Source organism: Salimicrobium halophilum, from assembly GCF_900100295.1.
GTDB lineage: Bacteria > Bacillota > Bacilli > Bacillales > Halobacillaceae > Salimicrobium > Salimicrobium halophilum.
This window is the reverse complement of sequence record NZ_FNEV01000004.1, coordinates 147377-164788: the sequence shown is the minus strand read 5'-3', so window position 1 is coordinate 164788 and position 17412 is coordinate 147377. Positions and strand designations below refer to the sequence as shown.

Here is a 17412-nt window from a genome sequence, read left to right as displayed (position 1 = left end):
GATAAGGTGATTTAGTATAAAATGAACAGTAGCCTGAAAAAAAGGAAGGTTACTGTATGGAAGAACATGAAGAGAATATAACTCGAATTATGATAGGGGAAAAAGAAGTGATCCTGATCGGTACGGCGCACGTATCGAAAGCCAGTGCCGAACAGGTGAGGGAAGTGATTGAACGGGAAAACCCGGATAGTGTCTGTGTCGAGCTTGATGAGCAGCGGTACCAGTCGATCATCGACGGCAACCAATGGAAGAATACGGATATTTTTCAGATCATCAAACAGAAGAAAGCGACGCTTCTGCTCATGAATCTGGCTATTTCTTCCTTTCAGAAGCGGATGGCGGAACAGTTCGGAATTAAAGCCGGTCAGGAAATGATGCAGGGTATCGAGTCGGCGGAAGAGACGGGAGCAGAGCTTGTCCTGGCCGATCGTAACATCCAGCTCACCTTTGCCCGTATCTGGGGTAACCTTGGATTCAAAGGGAAGGCGAAACTTATGCTGTCGCTGTTCGCGGGTATTTTCTCCAAGGAGACGATTACGGAAGAAGAGCTCGAAAAGATGAAACAGCAGGATATGCTCGATGCGATGCTCGAGGATTTCACTGAGAATTTCCCGAAACTGAAGAAACCGCTCATCGATGAACGGGATCAGTATCTTGCAGAAAAGATCCGCACGGCTCCCGGGGACAAAGTGGTCGCTGTGCTAGGGGCCGCACACGTGCCGGGGATTACGAAAGAAGTGCATCACGAGCATGATCTGGAAGCGCTGAAGGAACGTCCGAAGAAATCTCCGTGGCCGAAGATCATCGGCTGGGCAATTCCGATTTTCATCATCGCCCTGATTGCGGTCACCTTTTCCATGAACCCGGAAGCGGGAACGCAGCAGACCTTGAGTTGGGTACTGTGGAACGGTATTGTATCCGCCATCGGAGCGACAGCCGCCTGGGCTCACCCTCTGGCGATCCTGACAGCCTTCATAGCAGCACCGATTACTTCCTTGAACCCGATGATCGCTGCCGGGTGGTTCGCAGGATTTGTACAGGCCTATATCAAACGGCCGAACGTTGCGGATTTCGAATCCCTTTCCGACGACGTGACGTCCGTAAAAGGATTCTGGAATAACAAAGCGACGAGAGTGCTCCTCGTCATTGCTCTCACCAACATCGGAAGCTCGCTCGGTACCTTCATCGGTGGGGCAGATGTGATTCGTCTGTTTCTAGAGAATCTATAGCTTCAGGAGGGATCTATTGTGAAAAAGGAAGAAGCCTATATCAATGATTTAGTGGAGTTCTTAAGTATTCCATCCATTTCGACGGATGCTTCTTATAAGAATGATGTACGGCGGGGAGCTGAGTGGCTGGCGGAAGATCTGAAGAACAGCGGCTTGGAAAACGTGGAGATTCTGGAAACGGGAGGTCATCCGGTCGTTTATGGAGATTGGTTACATAAACCGGACAAGCCCGTGTTTTTGGTTTATGGACACTATGATGTCCAACCCGCGGAACCGCTGGATTTGTGGGAGTCTTCGCCTTTCGAACCGGAAATCCGTGACGATAAGGTCTATGCCCGTGGAGCCACCGATGATAAAGGACAACTGATGATCCACGTCAAAGCGGTGGCGTCTCTCATGGAGAAACACGGGGAGTTACCCGTGAACGTCAAATTCTGTTTCGAAGGGGAAGAAGAGATTGCCAGCCCCAACCTCGTCCCTTTTGTGAAACAACATAAGGAGAAGCTTTCCTGTGATGCGGTGCTTGTTTCTGATACACCACTCATGGATAAAGAGACACCTGCGATCGTTACAGGGCTTCGGGGAGCTCTCGCTTTCGAAATGACGCTGACTACGGCATCCGTCGATCTTCATTCGGGCGCCTATGGGGGAGCGGTGCCGAACGCCGTTCACCATCTGGTCAGAGTGCTTGATTCTTTCCATGATGAAAATGCGAAAGTTGCTGTCGAAGGGTTTTATGAAGGGGTTCCTGAAGCGACAGAAGAACTGCGTTCAGAAATGGGGCGTATCCCTTTTTCTGCAGAAACAATGAAGCAGGAAGGCGGACTGAGTGACCTTTATGGAGAAGAAGGATTCACTCCGCCTGAGCAGACGGGAATCCGGCCGACGCTTGAGATCAATGGTGTTACCGGTGGGTACCAGGGCGCCGGAATGAAGACGATCGTACCCAAAGAGGCTTCAGCCAAAATCAGCTGTCGTCTCGTCGGTGATCAGAACCCCGGCAAGGTGTTTGAACGCATCGAACGTCATGTGGAAAATCATCTGCCACGCGGAGGTGCGGTGCGTCTGGATAAAACGATTGAAGCCCGTGCCGTGACGATGGATGCGGATAATGAATTCATTCAGAAGGCTGCCCGTGCTTATGATGATTTCTACGGGAATCGTACCCTTTTTCCGAAAGAGGGAGGCTCGATTCCGATCATAGAAGTTTTCAAGAATGAGCTGGGAGCGCAGCCGGTCCTGATGGGTTTCGGTCTGCAATCTGAGAATATGCATGCTCCGAATGAACATTTCCATCTGGAGAACTTTCGTCGTGGAATACGTACCGTTGAGAAATACTTGGAATCTTTTTAGAGAGCAAAAGCGTAAGCACTCATGGAAATTTGGGTGTTTACGTTTTTTTTGTAATAGTTTCTGGAAAAAAGAAGAAACGGATGTTTACCCCATCAGAATAAGAGGAAAAAGGTAAGGTGTGCTTATTTCATAGGAATTTCCATTAAAATAATGCGGGATCCATTTGACACCGCTTACACAATCCGCTATAGTGTTTTGTAACAAGTTAAAACGTGTGGTGGAGATTTGGAGATTCACATGAGTAAGCGCATTGGGAGCAGTGTGCCTTATCATGTGGATCTTTTTTCGTTTTCACTTACAAATAAAGGGAAAAGGAGAGACAGCAATGCATGAATTTCTAGCAGAGTTGATTGGCACGATGATACTTATCATTTTTGGTGGCGGTGTTGTAGCGGGCGTTGTATTGAAAGATTCGAAAGCGGAAGGAACGGGTTGGGTATTGATTACACTGGCCTGGGGACTCGGCGTTACCATGGGGGTATACGCTGTAGGAAGTGTTTCCGGGGCTCACATCAATCCTGCCGTGACTTTAGGTTTTGCTTCAATCGGTGAGTTCCCTTGGGCGAAGGTACCGATGTATATATCAGCTCAGGTCATCGGAGCGTTCCTGGGAGGAATCATCGTATTCCTGAACTATTTACCTCACTGGCGGGCGACAGAAGATAAGGGAGCAAAACTTGCAGTGTTCTCTACCGACCCGGCTATCAGAAGCCCGTTCTCGAACTTGATCAGTGAAATTCTCGGTACTTTTGTACTTGTGATGGGATTGTTGTTCATCGGAGCCAATGACTTCACGAATGGTCTCAATCCGGCGATTGTCGGTCTGTTGATTGTGGCGATCGGTATGAGTCTCGGTGGTACGACAGGATATGCCATCAATCCTGCCCGTGATTTCGGTCCACGAATCGCTCACGCCCTTCTGCCGATTCCAGGTAAAGGCGGTTCAGACTGGAGTTATGCCTGGGTTCCTGTACTTGGTCCGATCATCGGTGGTATATATGGCGCGTTATTCTATAATAGTCTGTTTCTTAATAATTACAGCGTAGCTTTCTGGATAGGCAGTGTGATTATTGCAGCTGTTCTATTCCTGGCAGCAAGGTCGGAACTGAAAAAAAAACCGACGCCGTCTGATGGAATGGAAGAGAAAATCAGTTGATAGAACGGTTACTGGCATAAAGCTGAATAGCTGATAGTAATCGTATAAACATATAATTTTTTGAGAGGAGAATGAATTATGGCAGAGAAGAAGTACATCTTATCACTGGATCAGGGGACGACAAGTTCAAGAGCGATTCTATTCAACCACGAAGGGGAAATTGTGGAGACCGGCCAGAAGGAATTTGAACAGTATTTCCAGAAACCGGGCTGGGTCGAGCATGATGCTAACGAAATCTGGACGTCTATCCTTGCCTGTATTTCTGAAGTGTTGAGGAAAGCAGACGTCGAAGCGCACGAGGTCGCAGGAATCGGAATCACAAACCAGAGGGAAACGACAGTTGTCTGGGACAAGAATACAGGTAAGCCAGTCTATAAGGCGATCGTATGGCAATCCCGTCAGACGGAAGGGATCTGTAAAGAGCTTCGGGAACAGGGATATAACGATACCTTCCGCGACAAAACAGGGCTTCTTCTCGACCCTTATTTCGCAGGAACGAAAGTGAAGTGGATTCTCGATAACGTGGAAGGTGCCAGAGAAAAGGCGGACAACGGAGATCTTCTATTCGGTACTATCGATACGTGGCTTGTCCATAAGTTCTCCGGTGGAAAAGCGCATATCACGGATTACTCCAATGCATCCCGCACGCTTATGTTCAACATCTATGACCTGGAGTGGGACAAAGAACTTCTTGATGTTCTTGGTGTACCTGAAAGTATGCTTCCGGAAGTGAAAGATTCCTCAGAAGTCTACGCTAATACGGTCGATTACCATTTCTTCGGGGAGGAAGTGCCGATTGCAGGGATCGCCGGAGACCAGCAGGCTGCCTTGTTTGGACAGGCATGCTTCGAAAAAGGAATGGCTAAGAACACGTATGGAACCGGATGTTTCATGCTTATGAACACGGGAGAAGAAGGCGTGAAATCTGACCATGGTCTCCTCACGACGCTTGCCTGGGGGATTGACGGCAAAGTCGAATACGCGCTTGAAGGTAGTATCTTCGTAGCGGGATCTGCTATCCAGTGGCTCCGTGACGGTCTGAAAGTGATCGAAGATGCTCCTTCCAGTGAAAAGTTCGCAACCAATGTTGATTCGACAGACGGCGTCTATATGGTTCCTGCGTTCGTGGGTCTCGGTACGCCTTACTGGGATAGTGATGCTCGAGGAGCTATGTTCGGACTTACGCGTGGGACTACGAAAGATCATATCATCCGTGCTACCCTGGAATCGCTGGCTTATCAGACGAAGGATGTCCTTGAAGCGATGGTGGCGGATTCCAATATCGACGTGAAGAAACTCCGCGTGGACGGTGGAGCGGTGAAGAACGACTTCCTCATGCAGTTCCAGAGCGACATCCTGGATACACCGGTGGAACGTCCGGTCGTTCAGGAAACGACGGCTCTTGGCGCTGCCTACCTGGCAGGACTAGCCATCGGATTCTGGGACAGCAAAGAAGACATCAAGAAACAGTGGGACGTAGAAAAAACATTCGACCCGAACATGGACGAAGAAAACCGCAAAGAACTATACGACGGCTGGAAAAAAGCTGTCGCTGCCACTCGCGAGTTTAAGTGATAGGAAAAGTGGAAACACCTGTTCAGCCCTTCTCGCATAAGTAAAAATCAGCTTAAAGAAGTGAACTTCTTCTTTATGGATGGTTTTTACTTATGTCGCTAAGGGCTAGGTGTTGCAACTAGACAAGAAAAGCGGAGAAGAACGTTCAGAAGCTCAAATATAAGCAGACGGCCCTGCTTTCGAGTGATCTTTCTCGGAACAGGGGTGGCTGCTTATATTTCGGGCTTCTGTTCTTCGCAGCTAGACAGTATAAAAAGTGGAAACACCTCGCTTGAAAACCAGAAAAGCAGAGAGGGCGCAGATAAAGTCTGCGTCCTTTCTTTTGGATGCGTGATCGACGGCCATCTGTCATTTCAAAAGCAATCCTCCGCTTTCGCTTTTCTAAGTTATTTTTAAGCGTTATAATAGACTCTGAAGAAATATGCGCCGGAGAGGAAGTTAGCATGTGAGATGGGAAGAACGATTTGACTGGCAGTTGTTTTTCGCGATTCTGGCTTTTATCGCTGTCAGTTGTATCGCTTTGTATAGTGCTCAACAAAGTGAACAATACAATGATCCATTCGTTTTCAGACAGCTGGTTTTTTACGGACTCGGGTTTTTCGTGATTGCCGTTATGATGTATTTCGATCCCGACCTGTATCAAAAAGCCAGCATTTATTTGTATATATTCGGAATTGTGCTGCTCATCGCTCTGATTCTCGCTCCGCCTTCGATAGCACCGGTTATTAAAGGGCAGAAGAGTTGGTTCGCTTTTCCAGGTTTATCAGTTCAGCCTTCCGAATTCATGAAGATTTTCACGATTATGATGCTTGCGAACGTAATATCGAAACACAATGAAAATTTCAGAGGTCCGGCGCTCAAGTCCGATTTTCTGCTGCTTGGAAAAATCGTAGGTATCACCGGCGTACCACTACTTTTGATTATGCAACAACCGGACCTTGGAACATCCCTCGTGTTTGTTGCGATTATGGTTGGTATGATTCTGATCTCCGGGGTGCGCTGGCGTGTCATTATACCGATTTACACAGGGATAGCGACGCTTGGAACGTCGATTATCATATTGGCTCTCCAGGCTCCACAGGTTCTCGAGAAATATCTGGGCGTCAAGGAGTACCATTTCGGCCGTATTTATTCGTGGTTGCAGCCGCTGAAATACGAAGATTCCTCCGGTTACCAGCTGGTCAAAGCGATGCGTGCCATCGGTTCCGGTCAGCTTTTCGGGAAAGGCATGGGAGAGCGTGAAGTCTACATGCCAGAAAGCCAGACGGACTTCATCTTCAGTATTATCGGAGAAGAATACGGGTTCATCGGTACTTGTGTCGTGCTCCTGTTGTTCTTTCTATTGATTTACCGTCTTACTGTCATCGCTCAGCGTGCGAACACCCATTTCAGTTCCTACGTGCTGGTAGGAATCATCGTTATGATTACTTTCCACGTTTTTCAGAATATCGGAATGTCGATTCAGTTATTGCCGATTACAGGGATCCCTCTTCCATTTGTAAGTTATGGGGGTAGTTCTTTGCTGGCCACTCTTATGGCCATGGGTTTCGCTTTTGCTGTGACGTTCCATCATCGCACCTATATGTTCAGTGAGAAATGAGGCGCCTTTTGAAAGGCGTCTTTTTTTAGAACGATTTGTGCTTCCAAACGGATGAATTTATCTTTATACTGTACAAGGAACGATAGACAGGAGGGCTTTCATGGAAGAATTTATCATATTAGAAGAATTCTATAATACGAAACTCATTGTCGCCTCCATTCTCGTTGCTATTTTAGGTTCATATCTGACGTTATACATGAATCGCAGAATTGTAGTCATGAAAAGTTATAGCAGGGTGATGATAGTAGTCACCTCTGTAATCATGGGGATGACCGTGTGGGCGATGCACTTTATAGGTATGTCTGCTTTCAGTCTGAAGATCTTCGTTTCTTATGATTGGATACTGACGGGGCTATCCATACTTCCGGTCCTGGTCGCTTCTTTTCTAGCATTCATCACTTTATATATGACGGCGTACAAACGATGGAAAATCTTCGTGGCGAGTATACTGATAGGATTGGGTATTTCAGGTATGCATTACCTCGGCATGACTGCCATTACATACGACGGCTTTCTGGTGTATGATCCAGGGATGGTTGGTGCGTCCATTATTTTTGCGATAGGCGTGGCTTATTTAGGGATTATCTTTTTGAGAAAGATGCAAAATGTCAAAAAGCCTGTAGCCCTTGTTCCGGTGGCAGTCGTGCTTGGAATCAGTGTATCGGGCATGCATTACCTCGGCATGGCTGCCACCGATTTCTGTCTTCCTGCGCAATACAGTTCTTCTGTTCGAGGCACCCCAGTCGTTTCTCTGGACATTTTTGGAATTGCCCTGGTCATTCTTGTCGTCACTGGACTCCTGTTCATATTCAGTTATATCCAATCCCGGCACGTAACGTTGAGAAAGATCGCTTACCAGGATGCTCTCACCGGTTTGAACAATCGTCACTGGGTGCATCGTTTCATGGAGAAAGAGGGGGAGACGCTTCATAAAGCCGGGAAGGTCCTTTATATGCTAATCGATATCGATCAGTATCAGTGGATCAATGAAACGTTCGGGTACTCTCAAGGAGATCAACTGCTTCAGAAATTCGCTGATTATCTATCGGAACATAAAGAGAGTGGGGATATCGTTGTCCGATATGAGGGGAATCAGTTTCTGTTTATGACACCGACCGAAAGCAATCTCGAAGCGAAAAAGGAAGTGCGGCAGTTTCACGAATCTTTAAAACGTCCTTTTCTTGTAGGCGATACTTCTATCCGCTTCTCGACCACTATTGGAGCGGCGATTTCTGAAAGAAAAGAAGATATTCCTTACCTATTCGGGAATCTGGAACAAGCGCTAAGGTATGGGAAAACTAATGGGAAGAATCAGTTCGTCTACTATGACCCTTTTTTACATTCGAATCGCAGAGAAATGGAGATTGATGAATATTTGAAGCGGGATATAGAGGAAGGGATGAAAGGATTCAGTCTTGTACTCCAGCCCAAATTCCAACTGCCGCATGTGTCACTTGCAGGAGCAGAAGTGCTGGTACGATGGAATCATAAAAAGCTCGGTTTCGTTTCCCCGGGAGAATTCATCCCCATCGCAGAGAAAAATGGGACGATTCAGCCGATCACCTCCTGGGTTCTCTCTGAAACGCTTCGCCACTTAAGGGAATGGAAGAGGAAAGGGGAATATATTCCACGGTTATCCATCAATTTATCTGCCGTACATTTTCAGGCGGAGGGTGCGAATGAAATGATTTTTGAAACGTTCGAGAAAATGGGCGTCGATCCCGCTTCGGATTGGGTCGAGGTCGAAGTTACAGAAACGGCTGTAATGAAAAATATCGATAGAGCAATGGCTCTCCTGGAAGAGATGCAACAAAGAGGACTGCGGATTGCTCTTGATGATTTCGGGACCGGGTTATCTTCTTTCATGTATTTGAAGAAGCTGCCGATTCATACGTTGAAGCTGGATAAATCCTTCATGGATGGGGTGCCACAACAGGAAAAAGACATGATTCTGCTTGAAGCTCTTATTGATATGGCCCGGAAGCTCGACATGGAGATTGTCACCGAGGGAATCGAAGATGAAGAGCAGCATGTCTATTTGAATTCCCATCAGGTCATTGTTCAGGGCTATTACTATGCCCGGCCACTTTCGCTTGAAGAGTTCGAAATATTCCTCCAAAAGAAGAAGGATGCCTGAAAAGAGGCACCCTTCTTCTTTATAGATTATTATTTTTTATCGTTGATATCTGTAACGTTCGTTTCTTCGGCATCGTTGTTGTGTGCGAGTTCTTCTTTCGCTTCCTGCGCTTTATCTCCGACCGATTGGAGCTCTTCTCCTGCGTCTTTAGCGGTCTCGATCATTTCTTTGGACTCGCTCTGGATGTCCTGAGCACTTTCTTTGATCTGAGCACCCTGCTCATCAAGGATTTCCTGGATTTTCTGAACTGCTTCTTTCGTGACAGCTGCTGCACGTTGGATACGACCGAGCCAGTCATCTTTCACACCCTGAGGATCTTCTTTCACGCGTGTAGCGTAACTTGATACTTTATGTTTTGCATTGGAGGAGCCGTTCTTCAGTCTGGCTCTCTCTTCGGAGTCTGTAGCGAGGATTACGGCTGCTCCTACAAGCGCTCCGGAGACCATAGCGAGAGGAAGTTTGTTTCCTCTTCTTCGGTTTTGGTTCTGATTGTAGTTCTGTTCCATCTTTAATCCCTCTTTCTATGATAGATTATGTTCGTAGCGTGCCGCCCGGGTAGCTTCCTGTTTCAGTTGGAGCTTGTCCGCTTCGATTGAATGATATACGCGGGATCCTTCTTCGTAACGTTCCTGCTTCTTACGTTTCTTCTTCAACCGACGGTGCGACTCCGGTTTCTTCAAGCGGGTATCACGATACAGAAAATATCCCCCGACCGCTCCAAGAATAAACCCGATTCCGGAGATTCCGGTTTCAAGGTTCTCGTTATTGGCCATTGGTCTGCTCCGGAAGGTTGTCTTTGAGTGCTTTCCGTTTCTGAACAAGGTAATAGGAGAGAGCCAGCGCACCGTACAAGCCGTTCCATCCTTGTTCTCCGACTTTTTCTTCGCCTTCTGAGGTATTCTTCTTCAGGGCATAAGTAACATCTACAAGGGAGGATGTCAGTTTACGGGAGGACTCTCCCACATCACCCACAATATAAAAGAGAGGACTCAGGGCTCTCAGTTTTTCGTTCACGTCTGCCAGCGCAGTATTGCTGTTTTTCAAGATATCAGTCGTTTCATTCATGACCGTATCAAGCTGGGATGGCAGTTCATCGACGGTACGGTCGACTCCTTTCAATACGTCAGCCAGATTATTCAATGTTCTTACCAGGAAGATCGCTATGATAGCGAATGCGATTCCTATAATCAATACACCGATTCCTAGATAATCCATAATCGAACCCCTTTCTTATTTCGTTGTTTGTTTCGGCCTTATTTTGCGGTACTTGGCATACAATTCAATCATTGCGTCTCCCCATTTCATCGCCTGGGCGACCTGTTCCGAGCTGCGGTCGGACGCTTTGGACACGTGCTGGGTGAGGTTGTCGATCGAATGGTTCACGTTCCCTACGGAAGAACTGACACTATGTAGAGACTCGAAAAGCGGGTCCACCGATTCGCTTTTATGCTGAACATCATCAGCTAAGGCATTCGTCTTCCTTACGAGATCTTCCGTCTGGTTCGTCATTCCCTCGACCTGTTTTTCAACGGTTTCGAGCGTACGGGAAACATTGTTGAGTATTTCTGTAGCTGCTTTCATGGTTTTTACCAGAAAAATAACAATCAATGCAAAAGATAGTGCAATAATGAATAAACTTATGGAAACAAGTGACAATGGTTCCACCTCCTTCGACTTCTCTTTTCATCATACCACTAAAATTATCTTTTGAAACTCTTTCACAAGCATGTTTTCCCAAAAAAATCGGTTAGTCTGATACCTTGTCGGGAATAGGTAAACAGCAGTGGTACCAGAAAGGGAGGTAGTTCTAGTAATGAACAAATTAAAAACATATGGAAAGGAACTGGTCGAAGAGTTCCAGAAAGATGATGTGCCCGTCCTCGCATCATCGCAGGCGTACTATTACTTATTAGCCATCTTTCCCATGCTCATTCTTATCTTGTCTTTATTACCATATTTCTCGATAGACAGCGAGCGTATTATGAATTTCATCTCAACGAATGTTCCAGGGGATACAGCCGAAATTTTTCGTGAAAATGTAGTGAGTGTCGTTGAACAGCCAAGTGGAGGATTATTGACAATCGGTATTCTGGGTACCATATGGTCGGCTTCCAACGGGGTGAATGCTTTCATCAAGGCTTCGAACATCGCTTATAATGTGGAAGAAACGAGATCTTTCGTTAAAGTGAGACTTATTTCTATCGGTCTGACGTTCGGAATGATTGTAGCGATCATTGTAGCGATTATGCTTCCTGTTTTCGGAGATGTCATCATCAGTTTCATTCAGGATCTCCTCAGACTTCCCGATTCGACCGTCATTCTTTTTCAAGTATTGAGGTGGGTCGTAGCAATTATAGTGATGACAGGCGTGCTTATGGCTCTCTATCACATAGCTCCAAACAAAAAGCTCCCATTCAAAAGCATCATACCCGGGGCTTTGACTACGGCTTTGTTGTGGCAGGTCATTTCCTTATTATTTTCTTTTTATATCAGTAACTTCGGAAATTACTCTGCAACGTACGGCAGTCTCGGGGGTATCATCATTTTGATGTTATGGTTCTTCCTGACCGGATTGATATTGATGATCGGAGCGGAAATCAACGTAATTACAAGCAGGCACAAACAGTCGAAATAATCAGAAAAAGACCGGGGGGGGAACCCGGTCTTTTTTCATGGGAAAGCGGTCATGACGCCATTCTTTAGTGGAGAAAAACATTTGGAGCATGCGATAGTATGCGTAAGGAATCGAATGGTTTTTGAAGAATAGTATTTTTCTATTTACTTTAGGATAATATTTGGTATTATATACGTGGAAATGAAATTCAATACTACTTGAAGAAGGAGGAAGGGACGATGGTTACATCTCTTTTCATGATTTTATTCACTGTATTTTCGACGTTTGTAGTTTTGGTCGCTGGTAATGAGCTAATGACCCGTGCGAAGAATCGCACGAACAAAAATCGTCTTCCTCAGGAACCTATCCAACAACCAGCTTTGGAAGCAGGGCATCGTTAACTCTGTTTTCGATAAAGGGGAGAGGATCCCTTAGTGATGAGGATTGGTTCGAGAAGCGATATTCCTAATCCGGGTAACCGGAAGCTTCGTATAAAGAGACCCTTTTCGGCAGGAGCCGGAAAGGGTCTTTTGCGTTTTCAGACACCTCTTTGTTTCAGCTGGAAAGGAACAGGGAAAGCCACTAACAGAATATGACAGAGGAAGGTGGAAGATGAGATGAGAGAGCATGTGGACTATCTTGTGGAATGGCTTGAGAAGAAAGTGAAAGACGCAGGTGCCAAAGGAGCTGTGGTCGGTGTCAGTGGCGGTCTTGATTCTGCAGTAGTAGCAAACCTTATCAAGCGGGCTTTTCCGGATAATTCACTCGGAGTGATTATGCCGATCGATCAGGAAGTGAGCAATCAGGAGGAAGCCGTGGAAACTGTTGAAAAGGCAGAGTTGTTCTACATAGGAGTACCATTGACCGACTCCTATCACACGACTTTCAGAGAAATTAAAGAAAATGTGGAAAAGCACGGAGAATGGGTGGAAGATAATGAGCAGCTCGGAGGAGCGAACCTGAAAGCGAGGCTGAGAATGAGCACGCTTTATGCAATGGCTGCAAACTATAACTACTTAGTGATCGGAACAGGAAATGCTCCGGAAACGTATACGGGATACTTCACGAAGTTCGGAGACGGGGCTGCCGACCTTGAACCTCTTGCGCATTTGACCAAGGAAGAAGTCCGTGACATGGCGAGATACCTCGAAGTACCGAATTCCGTCATTGAGCGTCCACCAAGCGCTGAACTGTGGGAAGGTCAGACAGATGAAGATGAACTCGGTGTTTCCTACGATACGATCGATGCCTACTTACGGGGTGAAACGATTGATGAAAAGGATAAACAGATCATAGAGGAACTTCATAAGAAGAGTGAACACAAACGTCACACACCTGCTACACCTCCGAAATTCGAGAAAGGGGAATAATAAGTATGAGTAGCAATACAGCGCTACTGTTGATCGATTTCATCAACAGCATGGACTTTGAAGGTGGAGAGAATCTGCTTGAAAACACGAAGGACATCGTTCCTGATGTCAAAGCGCTGAAGCAGGAAGCCAAAAGTCAGAATGTCCCCGTCATTTATGTGAATGATAACTTCGGACTGTGGCAGGATCACGTAGATGACTTGATCGAAGACGTAAAGAAAGGGCAGGGGCGCCCTGTTATTGAAGAGTTGGAACCTTCGAAAGATGAGTATTTCATATTGAAGCCTAAGCACTCCGGGTTTTATGGAACACAGCTCGATATCCTTTTGCAGCAGCTGGAAGTAGAACAGTTGATCATTGCAGGGATTGCCGGAGATATATGCGTGTTATTCACCGCGAATGATGCCTACATGCGCGGTTATGACCTGTGGGTGCCGGAAAACACATCGGCTTCAGAGCATAAAGAAGATAACGAGAATGCATTGAGGATTGTGAAACGTTCTCTTCAGGCAGATATCTCATCTACGAAAAAATGCAGCATCGAAGATTATGTGCGAAACGAAAAGCAATGAATCATAAGAAGAGCTGCCGGTAACCGGCAGCTCTTTGTTATGGAGGATGGTTCTTTCTATTCTTCCAGAAGGAGGTCTTTCAGCACGACGGCATGATTGTACTCCTTATCTCTGGCTCCGTACAAAAGTACAACGCGTCCTTTTTCGCTTTTCTGTCTGAGTTTCTGCAATTCGTCTTTCGATTCCTGTTCTTGCAGCTCTGCTTTAAAAGAGTTGCTGAACTCTTCGAATTTCTCTTTTTCATGGTTGAACCATTTTCTCAGGGAAGACGAAGGTGCGAGGGTTTTGGCCCACTCATCGAGGTGAGCCTCTTCTTTAGAGATTCCTCTTGGCCACACGCGGTCGACAAGTACCCGGTACCCTCCGAGAGGTTCTTTTTCTTCGTAGATTCGTTTCAGTACTACAGACATCGTATCCCTCCGTTATTTTCAGGGTAAATTCCAACTTTTTTAAGAGTTTCTACGTGGGTTGTCTCCACTTTTCGTTGTTGTCCAGTTCCGATACCCAGAAGCCCGTAATATAAGTAGCCAACCCCGTTTCGGGAAAAATCGCCCGAAGCCAGGGTCGTCTACTTATATTAGAGCTTCTAAGCGGGCATCTCCACTTTTCTATAATAAGGGTATTCCCCGATTTCAGAATGCTACACAAACGTTTAGAATAGAGGGAGGAGGGAGAGGCCGATGTCACATTCAACCATTCATGATTTTTATGAAAAATTACTCGAAGAAGCTTCCTTTGATCTGCATGAGCGCTATAGCCAGTTGCTGACAGGACTTCAATGGAAAGCGAATGAAGAAGATTCTTCACTTATTTCCTATATCATTGAGGATATGCGTGAACGATCTTCCTGCTATTCTCCTATAACGCTTAGACAATGGGGGGCTTTTCACGCTTGGAAATCTTATGCGAAGCAGCTTGGCAAGCGGCACGGTATCCAGTTTGAATTTCAGGAAGCTGCTTTTCATGAATGGAACAAGGGGGACCCTTTACTGTTCCGGCTTCTCCAGCAGATGATTCAGTTTATCATAAATGAAGGAGCTCCGGATCTCATCCGGGTTTCCGTGGAATCGGATACCCTGCTTTTGCTTTATGAAGCGGGTCACATCACGGAAGAGAGGCAGGAGTTTCCTCAGGATTTCGCGAATACTGCTGGTGTTAGTGTTTCTGTAGAGAGAAATCTGACGACGGCATGGCTGTTGAAGAAAAAGGAGAGCGATTCATGATATCGATATTGGTTGTGGACGATCATGCAGTAGTGAGGTCCGGTCTTCGAATGCTTCTGGAGGCTCAGGACGGGTTTGAAGTGGCCGGAGAAGCATCAGAAGGAAATGAAGCATATGCGATGACGGAAGAGCTTGCACCGGATCTGATATTGATGGATTTATCGATGCCCCATGGGAAAGACGGACTTTCCGCCACTTCAGAAATCAAAAAACAATTTCCGGATACGTATATTCTTGTGCTGACGATGCATGATGATGAAGAGTACCTGTTCCGTGCGATTCAAATGGGGGCTTCCGGCTGTATTTTGAAGAATGCTCCTCACGATGAGTTGATCAAAGCGATCCTTCAGGTGGCGAAAGGAGATGCCTACCTTTACCCTTCTGCTACGAAGCGGCTGATGGAAGAATATATGACCAAAGTGAAAGACGGGAAAGAAGGAGATCGTTTTTCATTGTTGTCCGACCGGGAAAAGGAAGTACTCGCTCTCGTTGCCAAAGGATACTCGAACAAAGAAATCGGGGAGAAACTGGTGATCAGCGTGAAAACGGTCGAAGCGCATAAAGCTCATGTGATGGAGAAACTCCAGTTGAAGACAAGGCCGGAGCTGGTGGAGTACGCCTGGAAAAAAGGGTTGTTCGGGTATTCCATATAAGGAGCGGTGAATGTGGAAGGATTACTTAATGAAATAAAATCAGAATTGAACGCGGATGTCGTTGCGATAGCGGAATGGAAAAAGAAAGAAGCCTCTATTCAATGGACGTATGCTACCGGCATGACGAACAGAAGGTACCGTTATATGCACATCCTATACGGGCTTGGAATAGTCGGGAAGGTTATGCAGTCGGGGCAGGTGATGTATTATCCTTCCAAACACGAAGCGGAACATGATCCGCTGGTGAATGCAGAGAGCCTGGAATCGCTTTTCCTTGTGCCTCTTGCTGCCGGATCGAGTCTTCCAAGTGTGCTGTTGGTCGGATATAGAACAAAGGTGTACCTTCCGCCGGAAAGCACGTGGAAGAAATGGAGAGCCCCACTCATAGAGGAGCTGAAAGGGGAGGAAACTAGATGAACAGATCGACGACTTCTTTCACCTCCAAACAGGAAGGACTTCTTCTATTCGACAAACATGGAACGATACTATTCGCCAATGAAAAAGCTGAGAATATGGCAGGCTCTTTGTCTTCCCTCCATGGAGTGGAAGACATCTTCCTTGATTTTACGTGGGAGGAGCTGGTGAGCTGCGAGAAGGATGTACTGATCGATAAATATATTTCTCCTGTCCAAGGTGACGCCTTCCCTGTCCTCGTAGTCGTTTATGAAAAAAGTGATATGTACCTGGTCACTATTACGAATATCCAGGAGAGGACGAAATTTGCGCCCGACTTTTACGAACCATTGAAGGAACTGCTTGATATAAAGTATGCCCTCGATGAATCGTCGATTGTAGCTGTTACGGACCAGCGTGGTCGCATTCAATACGTGAACAGAAAATTTTGTGAGATATCGAAGTATCAGCCGGAAGATCTGATCGGAGAAGATCACCGCATTCTGAACTCAGGCTATCATTCCCGCGCGTTTTTCAAGCATTTATGGAAAACGATCGGCACCGGTCATGTGTGGCGCGGAGAGATATGTAACCGGGCAAAAGACGGGAGCATCTATTGGGTGGAAACGACCATCGTCCCCTTTTTGAAAGAAGGGGGGAAACCTTATCAGTATCTGGCTATAAGGAACGAAATCACGGAACGAAAGAGGTTCGAGACGGAACTGAAGGAAATGACTACTCGTCTTCTCAGTGTTCAGGAAGAGGAGAAACGTCATTTATCCCGGGAACTCCATGACGGGATCGGCCAGGACCTGTACAGCTTGTTGATCGGGGTTCACCGACTTCAGCAGGAAGGGGATAATCCTATTCTGGAACATATGGAAGAAGAAGTGAGCAACGTTATTCAGAAGGTGAGGGATATGTCCTGGGAGCTGAGACCATCCACTCTTGATGAGCTTGGATTGATGCCGGCGATCCGATCGTTTCTGAATCGGTACCGGGAATCCTACGGGCTTCAGTCTTCCCTTCATACGACATTGAAAACACGACTGGAGCCAGAAGTGGAAACGGCTATTTACCGTATCATCCAGGAAGCCATGACCAACGCCCGTAAGTATGCAGGTGTCGATAAGGTGGATGTTCAGGTAGAGGAGGAGCTGGATTACATTTATGTAGCCGTTCGTGATGAGGGGACCGGCTTTGATAAAAGGACAAGTGAAAAAGGGGTCGGAACATTCAGTATGGAAGAGCGGGCGCGGTCTGCAGGTGGAGAATTGACCATTTATGCAAAGCCCGGAGCAGGGACGGCTGTTACGGCGACATTTCCGAAGACTCCTTGAATGTGTACAGAGCTGATTCGATCAGCTCTGTTTTTTTATGGATTTTTTGAATGGGGTGTGGGTGTTGGTGCCGTTATGCGACAGTTTCTCTTTTGTATTCCTGGAAAGTGTCGCATAACTATTCTATTGAGACGATTTTGTTTAGTCGTAAAGCGAAACTATATGATTAAAAAACTTATGGGATACTATTCTATTCT

19 protein-coding genes are annotated in these 17412 nt (G+C 46.4%); 14 read left to right on the top strand and 5 right to left on the bottom strand.

The window, feature by feature from the left end; genetic code table 11:
- The first annotated feature begins 56 nt into the window (after positions 1-56).
- From BLQ44_RS07995 to BLQ44_RS07970, 6 genes are all read left to right on the top strand, one after another.
- Complete coding sequence (locus BLQ44_RS07995; RefSeq protein ID WP_093193372.1) at positions 57-1229, top strand: TraB/GumN family protein; 1173 nt, start codon at positions 57-59, stop codon at positions 1227-1229.
- 18 nt (positions 1230-1247) lie between these two features.
- Positions 1248-2582: a dipeptidase gene (locus BLQ44_RS07990; RefSeq protein WP_093193371.1), complete on the top strand. Its 1335-nt coding sequence runs from the start codon at positions 1248-1250 to the stop codon at positions 2580-2582.
- A 325-nt stretch (positions 2583-2907) separates the two neighbouring features.
- Positions 2908-3738, top strand: a complete 831-nt coding sequence (locus BLQ44_RS07985; protein ID WP_093193370.1) for an MIP/aquaporin family protein — start codon at positions 2908-2910, stop codon at positions 3736-3738.
- A 78-nt stretch (positions 3739-3816) separates the two neighbouring features.
- On the top strand, positions 3817-5313 hold the full coding sequence (gene glpK / locus BLQ44_RS07980; protein ID WP_093193369.1) for a glycerol kinase GlpK: 1497 nt from the start codon (positions 3817-3819) through the stop codon (positions 5311-5313).
- Between the two features lie 445 nt (positions 5314-5758).
- The gene (locus BLQ44_RS07975; protein WP_093193368.1) at positions 5759-6913 is read left to right on the top strand and encodes an FtsW/RodA/SpoVE family cell cycle protein; all 1155 of its coding nucleotides are present in this window, start codon (positions 5759-5761) and stop codon (positions 6911-6913) included.
- Between the two features lie 100 nt (positions 6914-7013).
- Positions 7014-9050, top strand: a complete 2037-nt coding sequence (locus BLQ44_RS07970; protein ID WP_093193367.1) for a bifunctional diguanylate cyclase/phosphodiesterase — start codon at positions 7014-7016, stop codon at positions 9048-9050.
- A 29-nt stretch (positions 9051-9079) separates the two neighbouring features.
- Here BLQ44_RS07970 and BLQ44_RS07965 read toward each other — a convergent pair whose 3' ends face one another.
- The 4 genes from BLQ44_RS07965 to BLQ44_RS07950 are packed head-to-tail and all read right to left on the bottom strand — an operon-like array spanning position 9080 to position 10715.
- Positions 9080-9556 (bottom strand): hypothetical protein, encoded by a 477-nt coding sequence (locus BLQ44_RS07965; RefSeq protein ID WP_093193366.1) that lies wholly within the window; start codon positions 9554-9556, stop codon positions 9080-9082.
- A gap of 15 nt (positions 9557-9571) precedes the next feature.
- Complete coding sequence (locus BLQ44_RS07960) at positions 9572-9823, bottom strand: hypothetical protein (protein ID WP_093193365.1); 252 nt, start codon at positions 9821-9823, stop codon at positions 9572-9574.
- Positions 9813-10265: a DUF948 domain-containing protein gene (locus BLQ44_RS07955; RefSeq protein WP_093193364.1), complete on the bottom strand. Its 453-nt coding sequence runs from the start codon at positions 10263-10265 to the stop codon at positions 9813-9815. The genes BLQ44_RS07960 and BLQ44_RS07955 overlap by 11 nt, the downstream gene beginning before the upstream one ends.
- A 15-nt stretch (positions 10266-10280) precedes the next feature.
- A complete protein-coding gene (locus BLQ44_RS07950) occupies positions 10281-10715 on the bottom strand; it encodes a DUF948 domain-containing protein (protein ID WP_245688132.1) in 435 nt (144 codons plus the stop codon).
- A 148-nt stretch (positions 10716-10863) separates the two neighbouring features.
- Here BLQ44_RS07950 and BLQ44_RS07945 point away from each other — a divergent pair, with 148 nt between their 5' ends.
- From BLQ44_RS07945 to BLQ44_RS07935, 4 genes are all read left to right on the top strand, one after another.
- On the top strand, positions 10864-11685 hold the full coding sequence (locus BLQ44_RS07945) for a YihY/virulence factor BrkB family protein (protein ID WP_093193362.1): 822 nt from the start codon (positions 10864-10866) through the stop codon (positions 11683-11685).
- Between the two features lie 218 nt (positions 11686-11903).
- On the top strand, positions 11904-12065 hold the full coding sequence (locus tag BLQ44_RS16535) for a hypothetical protein (RefSeq protein ID WP_176757470.1): 162 nt from the start codon (positions 11904-11906) through the stop codon (positions 12063-12065).
- Positions 12066-12281: 216 nt separating this feature from the next.
- Positions 12282-13034, top strand: coding sequence for an NAD(+) synthase (nadE, locus tag BLQ44_RS07940; RefSeq protein WP_093193361.1), 753 nt, complete (start codon positions 12282-12284; stop codon positions 13032-13034).
- A gap of 5 nt (positions 13035-13039) precedes the next feature.
- Positions 13040-13606, top strand: coding sequence for a cysteine hydrolase family protein (locus BLQ44_RS07935; RefSeq protein ID WP_093193360.1), 567 nt, complete (start codon positions 13040-13042; stop codon positions 13604-13606).
- Positions 13607-13662: 56 nt separating this feature from the next.
- Here the strand turns inward: BLQ44_RS07935 and BLQ44_RS07930 are convergent, their stop codons facing one another.
- On the bottom strand, positions 13663-14016 hold the full coding sequence (locus BLQ44_RS07930) for a DUF488 domain-containing protein (RefSeq protein WP_093193359.1): 354 nt from the start codon (positions 14014-14016) through the stop codon (positions 13663-13665).
- Between the two features lie 270 nt (positions 14017-14286).
- On the opposite strand from BLQ44_RS07930, the gene BLQ44_RS07925 reads away from it, so the two are divergent.
- The 4 genes from BLQ44_RS07925 to BLQ44_RS07910 are packed head-to-tail and all read left to right on the top strand — an operon-like array spanning position 14287 to position 17215.
- The gene (locus BLQ44_RS07925) at positions 14287-14829 is read left to right on the top strand and encodes a hypothetical protein (protein WP_093193358.1); all 543 of its coding nucleotides are present in this window, start codon (positions 14287-14289) and stop codon (positions 14827-14829) included.
- Positions 14826-15482 (top strand): response regulator, encoded by a 657-nt coding sequence (locus BLQ44_RS07920; RefSeq protein ID WP_093193357.1) that lies wholly within the window; start codon positions 14826-14828, stop codon positions 15480-15482. Before BLQ44_RS07925 ends, BLQ44_RS07920 begins: the two co-directional genes overlap by 4 nt.
- 12 nt (positions 15483-15494) lie before the next feature.
- A complete protein-coding gene (locus BLQ44_RS07915; protein ID WP_093193356.1) occupies positions 15495-15899 on the top strand; it encodes a hypothetical protein in 405 nt (134 codons plus the stop codon).
- Positions 15896-17215 (top strand): sensor histidine kinase, encoded by a 1320-nt coding sequence (locus BLQ44_RS07910; protein WP_143004710.1) that lies wholly within the window; start codon positions 15896-15898, stop codon positions 17213-17215. Before BLQ44_RS07915 ends, BLQ44_RS07910 begins: the two co-directional genes overlap by 4 nt.
- Positions 17216-17412 lie beyond the last annotated feature (197 nt).

Coding starts and splice junctions, on each gene's coding strand:
- BLQ44_RS07995 (WP_093193372.1), top strand. CDS start 57: ATGGAAGAACATGAAGAGAATATAACTCGAATTATGATAGGGGAAAAA.
- BLQ44_RS07985 (WP_093193370.1), top strand. CDS start 2,908: ATGCATGAATTTCTAGCAGAGTTGATTGGCACGATGATACTTATCATT.
- glpK (WP_093193369.1), top strand. CDS start 3,817: ATGGCAGAGAAGAAGTACATCTTATCACTGGATCAGGGGACGACAAGT.
- BLQ44_RS07970 (WP_093193367.1), top strand. CDS start 7,014: ATGGAAGAATTTATCATATTAGAAGAATTCTATAATACGAAACTCATT.
- BLQ44_RS07965 (WP_093193366.1), bottom strand. CDS start 9,556: ATGGAACAGAACTACAATCAGAACCAAAACCGAAGAAGAGGAAACAAA.
- BLQ44_RS07960 (WP_093193365.1), bottom strand. CDS start 9,823: ATGGCCAATAACGAGAACCTTGAAACCGGAATCTCCGGAATCGGGTTT.
- BLQ44_RS07955 (WP_093193364.1), bottom strand. CDS start 10,265: ATGGATTATCTAGGAATCGGTGTATTGATTATAGGAATCGCATTCGCT.
- BLQ44_RS07945 (WP_093193362.1), top strand. CDS start 10,864: ATGAACAAATTAAAAACATATGGAAAGGAACTGGTCGAAGAGTTCCAG.
- BLQ44_RS16535 (WP_176757470.1), top strand. CDS start 11,904: ATGGTTACATCTCTTTTCATGATTTTATTCACTGTATTTTCGACGTTT.
- nadE (WP_093193361.1), top strand. CDS start 12,282: ATGAGAGAGCATGTGGACTATCTTGTGGAATGGCTTGAGAAGAAAGTG.
- BLQ44_RS07935 (WP_093193360.1), top strand. CDS start 13,040: ATGAGTAGCAATACAGCGCTACTGTTGATCGATTTCATCAACAGCATG.
- BLQ44_RS07930 (WP_093193359.1), bottom strand. CDS start 14,016: ATGTCTGTAGTACTGAAACGAATCTACGAAGAAAAAGAACCTCTCGGA.
- BLQ44_RS07925 (WP_093193358.1), top strand. CDS start 14,287: ATGTCACATTCAACCATTCATGATTTTTATGAAAAATTACTCGAAGAA.
- BLQ44_RS07920 (WP_093193357.1), top strand. CDS start 14,826: ATGATATCGATATTGGTTGTGGACGATCATGCAGTAGTGAGGTCCGGT.
- BLQ44_RS07910 (WP_143004710.1), top strand. CDS start 15,896: ATGAACAGATCGACGACTTCTTTCACCTCCAAACAGGAAGGACTTCTT.